This window comes from Cobetia sp. 29-18-1, assembly GCF_029846405.1.
Taxonomy (GTDB): domain Bacteria; phylum Pseudomonadota; class Gammaproteobacteria; order Pseudomonadales; family Halomonadaceae; genus Cobetia; species Cobetia amphilecti.
The window spans coordinates 70,967-84,270 of record NZ_JARWKS010000004.1; the positions used below are offsets into that span (position 1 = coordinate 70,967).

Consider the following 13,304-nt stretch of genomic DNA (forward strand, 5'->3'; position numbering starts at 1 on the left):
GCGCAGTGCTCGCTCAGGCATCGGCCAGTGTCAGCGTCATGCCGGCGGCTTTCTGCAGCTCGCTTTCCTGACTGAGGTCATCGTTGATCAGGCTGTGATCGCGATATTCCTCGGTCAGATTGAGCGTCAGGTCGTCGCCTTCGGCGCTGAGATGCATGCCGAGCACCGGTGCTTCCGAGCGTGAATGGTTGAGCATCACCGCCATGCGCAGCAGGCGTGCCAGACGCGCCAGACGCGGTTGCTGCGGCTCCGGCAGCGCCGCCAGTTCGTTCTTGGGGAACTTGCGACGGTGGGCGCGGACCAGGAAGGCCAGCGCGCGCTGTTCCGGACGCGAGAAGCCGAGCAGGTCGGAATGCTCGAGCAGGTAGGCGCCATGGCGATGGAACTGGCTATGGGAAATCGCCTGGCCGACTTCGTGGAGGTCAGCGGCCCAGCTCAGCAGCTGACGTGACGTTGCCCCCAGCGCCCAGTCGCCGGCGACCTGATCGAACAGCTGCAGGGCGGTGTCGCGCACATTGCTGGCGTGGCGGGTATCGATGCCGTAACGACGCTGCAGCGACTCGATGGCCGACAGACGTGAATCCTCCGGCGTGTTGCGCCCGATCAGATCGAACAGTACGCCTTCACGCAGCGCGCCGTCGGAGTAGCGCATCTGCTCCAGTCCCAGTGCCTCGAAGACACCGCACAGGATGGCGATGCCCGCCGGGAAGACGGTGGCGCGATCGCTCTTCAGGCCCGGCAGGCTGACCTTGTCGAGGCGCTTGAACTCCAGCAGTGCCGCGCGCAGCTTGTGCAGCCCTTCACGTGTGACCACGCCATGTGGGGCCCAGCCGTGCGCTTCCAGCACGTTGGCGGCGGCCTTGATGGTGCCGGAGGAGCCGACCGGGTCATCCCAGCCCATCTCGCGATAGGTGCGCTGGATGCTGGCCAGTTCCGAGCGTGCGGCCAGCTCGGCGCGGCGCATGCGCTTCTCGCTGATCTCGCCGTCCTGGAAGAAGGCCTTGGTATAGGCGACGCAGCCCATGTGCAGGCTTTCCAGCAGCTGGGGCTCGAATTGCTCACCGATGATGAACTCGGTGGAACCGCCGCCGATATCGACGATCAGGCGCTTGCCGTGCACATCGGCCAGTGCATGCGCCGCGCCCAGATAGATCAGGCGGGCTTCTTCGCGCCCGGCGATGATCTCGATGGGATGCCCCAGCAGGGCCTCGGCACGCTCGATCAGTTCTTCACTGTTATGCGCGGCGCGCAGGGCGTTGGTGCCCACGACCCGCAGATGGTCGGCCTCGATGCCATCGATGAAGGGCGCGAACTGGGCGAGGCAGTTGAGGGCGCGCTCCATGGCTTCCTCGCTGAGCATGCCGTCTTCGTCCAGCCCTGCCGCCAGCTGGACCTTCTCACCCTGCTTGGCCACGACCTGCAATTGCCCCGCCTGATGGTTGGCCAGCAGCAGGTGGAAGCTGTTGGAACCCAGATCGATGGCGGCCAGCTTCAGCAGCGGGGCCTCGTTGCCGGCGCTGCCTTCATCAGAGGCGGTGGGTTGCGGCTGCTGGGAGGGTGCTGATTCACTCAAGGGCGGAGTCCTTTACGGCGGGTCATTCATGGCAGGCATCATGCACTGCCTCCTTCACGCCAACTCCTGCGACGGCTTCCTTGCATAGCGACCATGGCGCAATGAAGTTGTCGTGAGCGTGGGCGGCCACCGGGCGCGAGCCTGCTGCGGGAAGATGACGCTGGCAGCAGGGCGCGGCGGCGACTCTCGCAAGATTGCGGCGACTGGCCAGAGGTGTCAAACCGGTGTCACACACGGCGCCATCACCACGAGGGGCTGGCGGCACATTCAGCGCATGGGGCATGCTATTCTAGCGGCGTGATATGACAGAACGACGAAGTCGCGGGTCATCATCACGCTCAATGAGTCGCAAGCCATCACGCAGCACAATCAGCAAGACCAACCGGGTCTGGGAGATAACGTCGCGATGAGCGAACGTGTGGTACCGATTGCAGAAAGGGACTTCGAATCCGTGGTGCTGGAGAGCGAGCATCCGGTGCTGGTGGATTTCTGGGCTTCCTGGTGCGGGCCGTGCAAGAGCGTGGCACCGACGCTGGAATCCCTGGCCGAGGAGTACGAAGGGCAGCTCAAGATCGTCAAGGTCGATGTCGATGAAGCTCCCGAGCTTGCCGCCCGCTTCGGCGTGCGCGGTGTGCCGACATTGATGCTGTTTGTGGGCGGCAATGTCGAAGCCAGCAAGGTGGGCGCCATGCCGCGCGCGCAGCTGGCAGCCTTTCTGGATGCTAATCTGTGAGACGGGCCTTGCCGCCGTCGGGTGCCTTGAGACGCCAGTGAAAGCGTCATGTCAGCGGCGGCTATCGCAGCACTGGCTGGCCGCTGGTGAGCGCTTCAGGCAGCGCCGGGTGCGCCACCAGGCCGCCGGGGCTTGCGTTCAGGGGCCGGCTTGACTACCATCGAGGCGTTCGCCTGATTACACGCTCTCTGATTGCGTCATGTCGACCGTCCCACGGTCCCCCAGTTGTCAGCCAGCCCTCTGGTAATGCTGCCCGCGACATGCCGGCCAGCCACCAGGCGATTCATACCGCTAGATTCCATATCGAGAAGACTTTTCTGTCAGGAAGCATGACGCTCCGTGTCCCTTCGACCGGTCCGTCGTCGCTGGACATCCGTAGCTCGACACTCCGTTGCTGAATTCGTTGTTCGGCCGTGGTGAGTGATCTTTCCTGAACTTTTGGCACCTGTCTTCATCCAGCTCAGGCGCTTGCCTCCGGGAATGCTGTCGAGTTCTGTCTGCACCTTTGCAGTGCCGGTCCTTGCCTTCTGCCCGTCTTCTCGATTCCCTTCTTATCTATCAGCCCTGCTGACCTGAGCCACGTTCAAACAAAGCCGATGAATCTTACCCAACTCAAGCAAAATACTGTCCCCGAACTGCTGGAACTTGCCCAGACGATGGGCATCGATAATCTGGCACGTTCGCGCAAGCAGGACATCATCTTCGCCATCCTCAAGAAGCACGCGAAAAGCGGTGAGGACATCTACGGCGACGGCGTTCTGGAAATCCTGCAGGACGGCTTCGGCTTCCTTCGCAGTGCAGACTCTTCCTACCTCGCGGGTCCTGATGACATCTACGTTTCACCGTCCCAGATCCGTCGCTTCAATCTGCGCAAGGGCGACACCATCTCCGGCAAGATTCGTCCGCCGAAGGAAGGGGAGCGTTACTTCGCGCTGCTCAAGGTCAATCAGATCAACTTTGACCGCCCCGAGAATGCCAAGCACAAGATCCTGTTCGAGAACCTGACGCCGCTGTTCCCGCAGTCGCGCCTGCTGATGGAAATCGGCAACGGCTCCACCGAAGACATCACCTCGCGCATCCTTGATCTGACCGCACCGATCGGCAAGGGCCAGCGTGGTCTGATCGTCTCGCCGCCCAAGGCGGGCAAGACGATGATGCTGCAGAACATCGCCGCCTCCATCACGCGCAACAACCCCGAATGTCACCTCATCGTGCTGCTGATCGATGAGCGTCCCGAGGAAGTTACCGAGATGTCGCGCACCGTGCGTGGCGAAGTCGTGGCCTCCACCTTTGATGAGCCGCCGGCCCGTCACGTCCAGGTCGCCGAGATGGTGATCGAGAAGGCCAAGCGTCTGGTCGAGCACAAGAAGGATGTCGTCATCCTGCTTGATTCCGTGACCCGTCTGGCGCGTGCCTACAACACCGTGGTGCCGTCCTCCGGCAAGGTGCTGACCGGTGGTGTCGACGCTCACGCCCTCGAGAAGCCGAAGCGCTTCTTCGGTGCCGCGCGTAACATCGAAGAAGGCGGCAGCCTGACCATCCTCGCCACGGCGCTGGTCGATACAGGTTCCAAGATGGACGAAGTCATCTTCGAGGAATTCAAGGGCACCGGTAACATGGAAGCTCACCTCGACCGCAAGCTGGCCGAGCGTCGTGTCTTCCCGGCCCTCAACATCCGTCGTTCCGGCACGCGTCGTGAAGACCTGATCGCGTCCGAGGATGAAATGCAGCGCATGTGGATCCTGCGCAAGCTGCTCAACCCGATGGAAGACGTGGCAGCTACCGAATTCCTGATCGATCGCCTGAAAGATACCAAGACCAACCTCGAGTTCTTCGAGGCCATGAAGCGCCGCTGATCGACACTTGGCCCAGCCGGTTGGCTGGCCATGCTCTCGACAGGTGCTTGCCAGGACGCCCACTTCCCGCCCGGGAAGTGGGCGTCTTGCGTTGCTGACCTGCCGAGTGCCGGCTGGCAATGGTATGCTCGGGACTTGATCAAGCCGAGCGGAAACTCCCATGCAGTATCGAGACTTACGCGATTTCATCGCGGCGCTGGAAGAGAAGGGCGAACTCAAGCGCATTCGTGCCGAGGTGGACCCCTATCTGGAGATGACCGAGATCTGCGATCGCACCCTGAAGGCGGGTGGTCCGGCGTTGCTGTTCGAGAACGTCAAGGGCCACAGCATGCCGGTGCTGGGCAATCTGTTCGGCACGCCGCGGCGCGTGGCGCTGGGTATGGGGCAGGAGTCTGTCGAGGCGCTGCGCGAAGTCGGCGAGCTGCTGGCCTTCCTCAAGGAGCCGGAGCCGCCCAAGGGCTTCCGTGATGCCTGGGACAAGCTGCCGATCTTCAAGCAGGTGATGAGCATGGGGCCGAAGAAGGTCAAGCGTGCGCCCTGTCAGGAGATCGTGCTGGAAGGGGATGATGTCGATCTCGACATGATTCCGATTCAGCACTGCTGGCCCGGGGATGCCGCGCCGCTGGTGACCTGGCCGCTGGTGATCACCCGTGGTCCGCACAAGGAGCGCCAGAACCTCGGCATCTATCGTCAGCAGAAGCTCGGCAAGAATCGCCTGATCATGCGCTGGCTGGCACACCGTGGCGGCGCGCTGGACTTCCGCGAGTGGCAGAAGGCCCATCCGGGCGAGCCCTTCCCGGTCGCGGTGGCGCTGGGTGCCGATCCGGCCACCATCCTCGGCGCTGTCACGCCGGTGCCGGATTCACTCTCCGAGTATGCCTTTGCCGGTCTGCTGCGCGGCTCGCGCACCGAGCTGGTCAAATGCGGCCTGTCGGATCTCGAAGTCCCGGCCAGCGCCGAGATCATCCTGGAAGGCTATCTGTATCCGGATGACGTGGCACCGGAAGGCCCCTACGGCGATCACACCGGCTATTACAACGAGGTGGAGACCTTCCCCGTCTTTACCATCGAGCGCATCACCCATCGGCGCGACCCGATCTATCACTCCACCTATACCGGGCGTCCGCCGGATGAGCCGGCGATTCTCGGCCTGGCGCTCAATGAAGTCTTCGTGCCGATTCTGCGCAAGCAGTTCCCGGAGATCGTCGACTTCTATCTGCCGCCGGAAGGCTGCTCCTACCGCATGGCGGTGGTGACGATGAAGAAGCAGTACCCCGGCCACGCCAAGCGCGTGATGATGGGGGTCTGGAGTTTCCTGCGTCAGTTCATGTACACCAAGTTCGTGATCGTGCTGGATGATGATGTCGATGCCCGCAAGTGGGAAGATGTCATCTGGGCCATCACCACGCGCATGGACCCGAGCCGTGATACCGTTCTGGTCGACAATACGCCGATCGATTATCTGGACTTCGCCTCGCCAACGGCGGGGCTTGGCTCCAAGATGGGCATGGACGCGACCAACAAGTGGCCCGGCGAGACGGACCGCGAGTGGGGCGAGCCCATCGTGATGAGCGAAGAGATCACATCCCGTGTCGATGAACGCTGGGACAGTCTGGGCATTCTGGACTGATTCCGCGACAGACCATCAACACCCATGCATTTACCCTGTCGTTGCGCGGCGCGCTGGCGGCAGGCATCAGATAACAAGAGGATACGATGACGGCGCGGACCCTGACCTGTCATGTCGAGAGTGTGGAAGATCTGACCCCGGACGTGTTTCGTGTGCGCTTCGCCGCACGTCCCGAGGCCCTGGCGCACGCGCCGGGCCAGTATCTCGAGATGAAGCTCGATGACACCACCTGGGTACCGTTCTCCATCGCCAATGCCGCCAGTGATGATGGCGTGCTCGAGCTGCATATCCAGCATTGGCCGGAGCGCAGCAATTCCGCGCGTCTGCGCAGCCTGCTGGTCGCGGCCAATCAACTTGAGCTGCGCCTGCCCAGTGGCGAGTGCGTGCTGGACCTCGACGACCCCAGCCCCATCGTGCTGATCTGTGCCGGCACCGGGTTCTCGCAGATGCACGCCATGCTGCAGGCGGCGTTTGCGCGTGGCCTGACCCAGCCCATCGAGCTGTGGTGGGCGGCGCGCGAGCGTCGCGATCTGTACCTGGAGAGCGCGGCGCTCAACTGGGCCGCCAGTCAGCCCAACTTCCGTTATTTCCCGGTGCTGGAAGAAGCGCCGGAAGTCGGTGATGCCCACCATCGCGCGCTGGAAGCGGCCGGTGTCGAGGCCGCTTTCAATGGCCATCTGGGGCGTATCGACGAGGCGCTGCGCAAGCACGCGGGCAGCATGGCGGGCAAGCGCGTCTATCTGTCCGGCTCGCCGGGCATGGTCTATGCCTGTGTCGATGCGCTGACGCCATTGGGTGTCGAGGCCAGCGCGCTGAGCTCCGATGTGTTCAGCTATGCGCCACGCGAGCCGCTGCTGGACCCGGCGCTGGTCTCTGCCTGAAGCAGCCTGACATTGCCTGAAGGAGTCGAGTGAATGAGCCAGTCCCCGATACTGATCACGGGCGGCGCCCAGCGTCTGGGGCGCTATTGTGCCGAGCGACTGATCGATGATGGTCATCCGGTCATCATCAGTTATCGACGCGAGCGGGAAGAGCTCGATGCCCTGCGCGCGCTGGGCATTCGCACCGTGCAGACGGATTTCTCCAGCGAGGCAGGCATCCAGGCCTTCATCGCGGCGATTCGTGAGCTGACTCCGACATTGCGGGCCATCGTGCACAATGCCGGCGACTGGGCGCCGGATGGCGACGGCGAGGGGCAGGGCGAGCTGTTCGAGCAGCTGTTCCGTGTCCACATGCAGGCGCCGTACCTGATCAATCTGGCGCTGCGCGATCTGCTGGAAGCCGGAGTCGAGACGCAGGCGGACATCGTCCACATGAGTGACTTCGTGGTCCAGAAGGGCTCGCGCAAGCATGCGGCCTACGCGGCCAGCAAGGCGGGGCTCGAGAACCTGACCTTGTCGTTCGCGTCGATGTTCGCGCCACGCATCCAGGTCAACACCATCGCGCCGGCGCTGATCATGCTGCGCCCGGACGATGATGATGACTATGCCGAGCGTGCGCGCGCCAAGTCGTTGATGCAGCAGGTGCCGGGGCCAGGCGTCATCTGGCAGGCACTGCGCTATCTGCTGGACAGTCCCTATGTCACGGGCACGACCCTGCCGGTGGATGGTGGCCGCCACCTGCGCTGATAGCTTGTGTCAGTGCTCTTTCGGTTATCGCTTTTGATTTTCGAGGCGTGACATTCGAGACCTGAGCACCGCACAAAAAAGCCCCCGCTTCTCAGCGGGGGCTTTTTTTCGTTGCTGCGACCGTTGTTGCGATCGTTGTGGCGATCGTTGCTACTACATCCTGTACTAGCGAAGCGCTTACAGGATGTGGCGGCCTTCGACCGGCGTCAGCTGGCCCTTCTTGAGGGTCGGGCCCATCTGGTTGCCGGAGGGAGCGCCCTGCGGGCTTTCCAGCGTGATCACCAGGTCGCTGTCGGGGAAGGCGGCCAGATACTCCTTGGGCACCTCGACCTTCATGGTGCCGGAGTGCGGCAGGATGCCCAGTGACATCGGCTCCTTGCCATCCTTGGCCATCAGCCACAGCTCGCAGACCTTGCCGGGGGCCGGCGCTTCGGGCCTGACGGCCTGCACCATCATCTCGCCCGAGTGGGAGGCGTTGACGATCCAGCCGGGGCTGCTGTCAGAGTTGTTGACCACGAACACGTAGTCGCTCTCCATGCCCGCGTTGTGCCCCAGGCTGAAGGTCAGGGTGACTGCCAGTGCCAGGCTGAACGCCGTGGCGGTCATGCCCTGCCACAGGCCCAGGCGACGCCACCAGGGCTGACGGGCGGTGCCCGTCGCCTCGGCGATGCCTTGCCAGACATGGGCCGGTGGCGTGACGGGGGGAAGCTGTTCATTGAACACGTTGAGATGCTCGCGCCAGCGCTCCACATCACGTTGCAGGTCGTGGCTGACGGCCAGCAGTGACTCGAATGCCGCGCGCTCGTCGCGTGTCAATGTGCCGAGCGCATATTCGCCCGCTGCGGCTTCGCGCAGTTCCGGGTCGCTCAGATCAAATGACTCATGCATGTCTTCAACCTCTCGAGTCCACGACGGACCCAGCTCTTGACGGTGCCCAAGGGCTGGTCCAGTTGATTGGCCAGATCCTGGTGGGTGAGGCCTTCGAAGTAGGCCAGTTCCAGGGCGCGGCGTTGATCGTCATTCAGCTCGGCCAGGCACTGGTGGAGTTCACCACTGTGCTGGGCCAGGTCGACATCTGCCTCGATATCACTCCGCCCCGGCATGGCGGCGATCAATTCATCGCTGTCATGCTCGCTGGGTCGCTGTCGACGTATCCAGTCGATGGCGATGTTGCGGGTCATGGTGCCGAGCCAGGTCATCGGGCGGGCGCGGCCGGCGTCATACTGGGCGGCGGCGGCCCATACCCGGATGTAGACCTGCTGAAGACAATCCTGCGCGGATGCCTCATGTCTCAAGATACGCAGCAACTGAGCGTATAGATGCGCACTGGTCGCTCGATAGAGCTGATCCAGTGCCTTGGCATCCTGCCGGGCGCATCCCGACAGATACTCAATCAGTGCATCATTTCGGGAATCCTGCATGCATGCATTCCAAGCTGTGGGCGCGGTGTCAGGCACCGCTGGACGAATGCGTGTTGCCGATCATGTTGCTCGACAACCAAAGATTATACTGATGCCACTTCAGGCTGATAGCCCTTCTTTATGCGTGCGGGCAACGGTTTGTTGCCGGTTCACGCTTGCGCAGGACGATCTGGAGTGCAAGGATAGGCCTATCACCTTTTCATCGTCACCACTGGATACCGGCCCGCCCCATGAATCAGACCACCAGCCACCGCCCGTTCACTGTCGCTGCCTGCCCTTCGGGCCAGGTCGTGACGGCGGCGTGTGCGGCCGGCTATTGGTATTGGTTTACACAGGGGCGCGCCTGAGGTTACGGCGCGCCTGTCTCGTACGGGCTGCCACCACCTTGAAGAACCCCCGGTCGCAGCCACGGCCGGGGGTTCTTGCGTTTCGGGCCTTGCGAAATCCATGACGAGAGGCATGCCACCCTAACGTGCCGACAATGATTGCAGCATGAATGACGAGAGGAATGACCATGCGCACCACTATCCTGACTACCCGCTTTTCTCTTGCCTCCGCTCGGGTCGTGCATGGTTATTGGCGCTGGCGATTTAGCGGCGTCCTGCCTCTTTCCGCTGTCACCGCGGGGCAGGGCGAGCAACACCGGGGTGACGATTCGCGAAGTCCCTGTCTGTCAGAATGAATATTGCGTGATGGAGCCGAGGCTTCATCACAGGAGAGAAGACCATGAACGCCAGCCTTGAACGCGTGTTGACCGCCAACCCGCATACTGCCGACGCCACTGTTGATCCCTTGACTGCCGAGAACGCCACCGTGACCCGCTCTGATGCCGCCCAGACACCGACCACACCCGGACGCATCAGTCGTGAAGCCCTGCCCAGCGCCAGCGAGTTGCGCGAGCAGCTGCCGGTGGACGCCGACCTGGCCGGCCAGATTCGCCAGCATCGCGATGAGATCAACGCCATTCTCGCCGGCGACGATGATCGTCTGCTGGTGGTGGTCGGGCCGTGCTCCATCCATGACCTCAAGGCCGCGCGCGAGTACGCCCAGCGCCTGGCGGTGATCGAGCCGCAGGTGCGTGATCGCCTCAAGCTGGTGATGCGTGTCTATGTCGAGAAGCCGCGCACCACGGTGGGCTGGAAGGGGCTGGCCTATGATCCGCACCTGGATGGCAGCGATGACATGGCCACCGGCCTGCGTCAGGCACGCGAGCTGATGCGCGAGATCAACCAGCTGGGCCTGCCGGTGGCGACGGAGCTGCTGCAGCCGCTGACCGCCGCCTACCTGGAAGACCTGCTCGGCTGGGCGGCCATCGGCGCCCGCACCACCGAGTCGCAGATCCATCGCGAGATGGCCTCCGGCCTCGGCTGTGCAGTGGGCTTCAAGAACGGCACTGACGGAGGCGTCGAGGTCGCCGTGCAGGCCATCGGGGCGGCGGCGCATGGGCATCGCCACTTCGGCATGGATGACAGCGGACGTCCGGCGCTGATCGAGACCGCGGGCAACCCGCACACCCATGTGGTGCTGCGCGGCGGCCATGGCCAGCCCAACTATGACGCCGCCTCGGTGGCCGCCTGCCGGCGTGAGCTGGAAGGCGCTGGCCTGACGCCGCGCCTGATGGTCGATTGCAGCCACGCCAATTCCCGCAAGGACCACCGTCGCCAGAGCGAAGTGATGCTGGATGTGCTCTCTCAGCGCCTGGCGGGGGATGATGCCTTGATCGGCGTGATGCTCGAGAGCCACCTCAATGAAGGCAAGCAGGCCTTGCCGGCAGCGGAGAAGCTCTCCCAGCTGCGTCATGGCGTGTCCGTCACCGATGCATGCCTTGGCTGGGAAACCACCGAGCACCTGCTGAGCCTGGCCGCCGAGCGCCTGCGCGAGGCCTGAGGTCAGACGTCAGGCGCCAGACTCGCGCCTCGATGGGAGGATGACGTCGCGCTTGCCTGATGTTTGCTGAATTTGTCGGCTTGTCCTGAAGTCCCCAGCGCCCAACGGTCGAAAGGCCGTTGGGCGCTGTCGTCTCTTGCCTTTGTTGCCCGTTCGTCACGGAATTGTCATCGGGCTCGCGTATCACTCTTGTTGCCTTCGGCATGCCCTCAAGGGGCATGCCTGAACAGAACAACCCGAAACCTGACTACGGGGAAGCGACATGAGCAAGGAAATCGAAGACCATCGCCTGCTTAATCCCAGCAGCAACGAGACGTTCTCATCCGTCATCGAACGACACATCTCGCGTCGTCGTGTCCTGCAGGGTGGCCTGGGCATGGCGGCTGCCAGCATGCTGGGTGGTTTCGGTCTTGCGGGGCTGAGCACCACGGCCAACGCCGCCAGCAATGCTGCGGGCGAGAAGACGGCTCTGGCACTGGCCTTCGAATCGATCAAGGGTTCACGCACGGATGCAGTCGTGGTTCCCAAGGGGTATACCGCACAGGTGCTGGCGCCGTGGGGCACGCCGCTCAATGCCAAGGCACCCAAGTGGAGCAAGGACCTGGCGATGACGCCGGAGATCCAGCTCAACACCGTCGGCATGCATCACGATGGCATGCACAATTTCGCCTTGAGCGACGACACGGCCTCCAGCAACTTCCTGCTGGTCATGAACAACGAATACATCGATCAGGATGCTCTGTGGGCACCCAAGGGCGGCGCAACCAATGCGGATTCCGGCAAGCGTCCGGCCGATGAAGTGCGCACCGAGATCAATGCCCATGGCGTGACCATCGTCGAGGTCAAGAAGGCCAGCAACGGCAAGTGGGAAGTGGTGGGCGATTCGCGCTACAACCGCCGCTACACCAGCGCCAGCGAAATGAAGCTGAGCGGCCCGGTGGCGGGCAGCGATTACGTCAAGACGGCCTTCTCGCCGGATGGCATGCGCACCCGTGGTACCAACAACAACTGCGCCAACGGCTACACCCCATGGGGCACCTACCTGACCTGCGAAGAGAACTGGCCGGGTTACTTCGTCAAGCGCAGCGATCGTCAGCTCGATGACAACCGCATCGGCATCGAGACCGAGCGTGGCCGCTATGGCTGGGAAACCGCCGCCGGGGATGCCAGTGAAGTCGATGGCGAATTCGCGCGTTTCGACAACACGCCGACGGCAGACACCGCCGACAAGGATTACCGCAACGAGCCGCGGACCTTCGGCTATATCGTCGAGATCGACCCCTACACCGGCGAGCAGGCCATCAAGCGCACCGCGCTGGGCCGCTTCCGTCACGAAGGTTGCTGGCCGGGCAAGCTGGTCGAGGGTGAGCCGGTGGTCTTCTACTCCGGTCACGATTCGCGCAACGAGTACATCTACAAGTTCGTGTCGGACGCCAAGTGGGACGCCGCTGATGCCCGTGGCGCCGGTGACTTCAAGGACCGCCTGGCGATCGGCGACAAGTACCTGGACAAGGGCACGCTGTATGTCGCCCAGTTCTCCGCCGATGGCACCGGCACGTGGCTCAAGCTGACCCCGGACGCCGTGACCAAGGATGGCCGCACCCTGGCCGAGGCACTGGGGCTGGCGGCCGATGACCTGGCTGGCATCATCATCCACACCACCGATGCGGCTGACCTGATGGGCGCGACCCCGATGGACCGCCCGGAGTGGGGCGCGGTGGACCCGGTGTCCGGTGAGGTCTACATGACGCTGACCAACAACTCCAAGCGTACCGAGGAAGGCACTGACGCCGCCTTCACCAACGATGGCACCGCCATCGAGGAGCCGGGTGTCGGTTACAAGACCGCGCCGACCAACGCGGCCAATCCGCGTGGCAACAACGAAGCGGGTCAGATCATCCGCTGGCGTGAAGCGGGCGATCACAAGGCCTTCGATTGGGAGATCTTCGTGTTCGGCGCAGCGGCCAGCGATGCCGACAACCTGTCCGGCCTGACCGAGATGAACGAGTTCGCCAGTCCCGATGGCCTCTACTTCGATGGCCGCGAAGGTCAGGACAGCATCCTGTGGATCCAGACCGACAACGGCTACGAAGGCATCACCGAGGTCACCAATGACCAGCTGCTGGCGGTCGTGCCGGCAGGTCTCGAGCAGGCCGAGGGTGACGCGGCCGTGATCGGTGCCGACAACCAGGCGCAGCTCAAGCGCTTCGCGGTGGGCCCGAACGGTTGTGAAGTCACCGGTATCTTCACTACCCCGGACAAGACCGCGATGTTCATCAACATCCAGCACCCGGCCAACTGGCCGCAGAGCGATGACGCCACCGCCGAGACCGACGGCAGCGTGCGTGCCCGCGCCGCGACCGTGGTCATCCAGCGCGAAGATGGCGGCCAGATCGGCGTCTGATGTAAGCCGCCGCGCGTCAGGTGTGAACGCGAAGCCCCCGTATCGATGATACGGGGGCTTTTTCATGCGCCTGAACCTGGCCCCGCTTCGCTTGAGGGTGCTTGGTCGATCAAGCGGGTGGGGAGGGCCAACGACAACGGCCCCCACGCAAGCATGAGGGCCGAGAGTTCAT

Annotated in this window: 10 protein-coding genes; 7 read left to right on the plus strand and 3 right to left on the minus strand. The window is 63.4% G+C overall.

The annotated features are described in order from the left end of the window. Nucleotides 1-13: 13 nt before the first annotated feature. On the minus strand, nt 14-1,498 hold the full coding sequence (gene ppx, locus QD208_RS04420) for an exopolyphosphatase (protein ID WP_215824645.1): 1,485 nt from the start codon (nt 1,496-1,498) through the stop codon (nt 14-16). 481 nt (nt 1,499-1,979) lie between these two features. On the opposite strand from ppx, the gene trxA reads away from it, so the two are divergent. The 5 genes from trxA to folM all read left to right on the plus strand — a co-directional run bounded on the left by trxA (nt 1,980) and on the right by folM (nt 7,420). Continuing rightward, a complete protein-coding gene (trxA, locus tag QD208_RS04425) occupies nt 1,980-2,306 on the plus strand; it encodes a thioredoxin (protein ID WP_043332999.1) in 327 nt (108 codons plus the stop codon). A 596-nt stretch (nt 2,307-2,902) separates the two neighbouring features. After that, nucleotides 2,903-4,162, plus strand: a complete 1,260-nt coding sequence (gene rho, locus QD208_RS04430) for a transcription termination factor Rho (RefSeq protein WP_043332997.1) — start codon at nt 2,903-2,905, stop codon at nt 4,160-4,162. Nucleotides 4,163-4,322: 160 nt separating this feature from the next. Continuing rightward, nucleotides 4,323-5,792: a 4-hydroxy-3-polyprenylbenzoate decarboxylase gene (ubiD, locus tag QD208_RS04435; RefSeq protein WP_054556519.1), complete on the plus strand. Its 1,470-nt coding sequence runs from the start codon at nt 4,323-4,325 to the stop codon at nt 5,790-5,792. A gap of 86 nt (nt 5,793-5,878) precedes the next feature. After that, nucleotides 5,879-6,673 carry an FAD-binding oxidoreductase gene (locus tag QD208_RS04440; RefSeq protein WP_043332993.1) on the plus strand — a complete coding sequence of 265 codons (795 nt, stop codon included), beginning with the start codon at nt 5,879-5,881 and terminating at the stop codon, nt 6,671-6,673. 33 nt (nt 6,674-6,706) lie between these two features. Beyond that, on the plus strand, nt 6,707-7,420 hold the full coding sequence (gene folM, locus QD208_RS04445; protein WP_279835888.1) for a dihydromonapterin reductase: 714 nt from the start codon (nt 6,707-6,709) through the stop codon (nt 7,418-7,420). A 177-nt stretch (nt 7,421-7,597) separates the two neighbouring features. Here the strand turns inward: folM and QD208_RS04450 are convergent, their stop codons facing one another. Continuing rightward, the gene (locus QD208_RS04450) at nt 7,598-8,308 is read right to left on the minus strand and encodes an anti-sigma factor (protein WP_107335921.1); all 711 of its coding nucleotides are present in this window, start codon (nt 8,306-8,308) and stop codon (nt 7,598-7,600) included. Beyond that, on the minus strand, nt 8,287-8,841 hold the full coding sequence (locus QD208_RS04455) for a sigma-70 family RNA polymerase sigma factor (protein ID WP_043332989.1): 555 nt from the start codon (nt 8,839-8,841) through the stop codon (nt 8,287-8,289). Before QD208_RS04455 ends, QD208_RS04450 begins: the two co-directional genes overlap by 22 nt. Before the next feature lie 726 nt (nt 8,842-9,567). Between QD208_RS04455 and QD208_RS04460 the strand changes: the two genes are divergently transcribed. Then, nucleotides 9,568-10,728, plus strand: a complete 1,161-nt coding sequence (locus QD208_RS04460; protein WP_279835889.1) for a 3-deoxy-7-phosphoheptulonate synthase — start codon at nt 9,568-9,570, stop codon at nt 10,726-10,728. A 262-nt stretch (nt 10,729-10,990) separates the two neighbouring features. Further along, nucleotides 10,991-13,132 carry a PhoX family phosphatase gene (locus tag QD208_RS04465; RefSeq protein ID WP_279835890.1) on the plus strand — a complete coding sequence of 714 codons (2,142 nt, stop codon included), beginning with the start codon at nt 10,991-10,993 and terminating at the stop codon, nt 13,130-13,132. The last annotated feature ends 172 nt before the right edge of the window (nt 13,133-13,304 follow it).

Bases quoted from the DNA above. Each gene is read 5' to 3' on its own strand.
- trxA (WP_043332999.1), top strand. From the start codon at position 1,980: ATGAGCGAACGTGTGGTACCGATTGCAGAAAGGGACTTCGAATCCGTG.
- rho (WP_043332997.1), top strand. From the start codon at position 2,903: ATGAATCTTACCCAACTCAAGCAAAATACTGTCCCCGAACTGCTGGAA.
- ubiD (WP_054556519.1), top strand. From the start codon at position 4,323: ATGCAGTATCGAGACTTACGCGATTTCATCGCGGCGCTGGAAGAGAAG.
- QD208_RS04440 (WP_043332993.1), top strand. From the start codon at position 5,879: ATGACGGCGCGGACCCTGACCTGTCATGTCGAGAGTGTGGAAGATCTG.
- folM (WP_279835888.1), top strand. From the start codon at position 6,707: ATGAGCCAGTCCCCGATACTGATCACGGGCGGCGCCCAGCGTCTGGGG.
- QD208_RS04450 (WP_107335921.1), bottom strand. From the start codon at position 8,308: ATGCATGAGTCATTTGATCTGAGCGACCCGGAACTGCGCGAAGCCGCA.
- QD208_RS04455 (WP_043332989.1), bottom strand. From the start codon at position 8,841: ATGCAGGATTCCCGAAATGATGCACTGATTGAGTATCTGTCGGGATGC.
- QD208_RS04460 (WP_279835889.1), top strand. From the start codon at position 9,568: ATGAACGCCAGCCTTGAACGCGTGTTGACCGCCAACCCGCATACTGCC.
- QD208_RS04465 (WP_279835890.1), top strand. From the start codon at position 10,991: ATGAGCAAGGAAATCGAAGACCATCGCCTGCTTAATCCCAGCAGCAAC.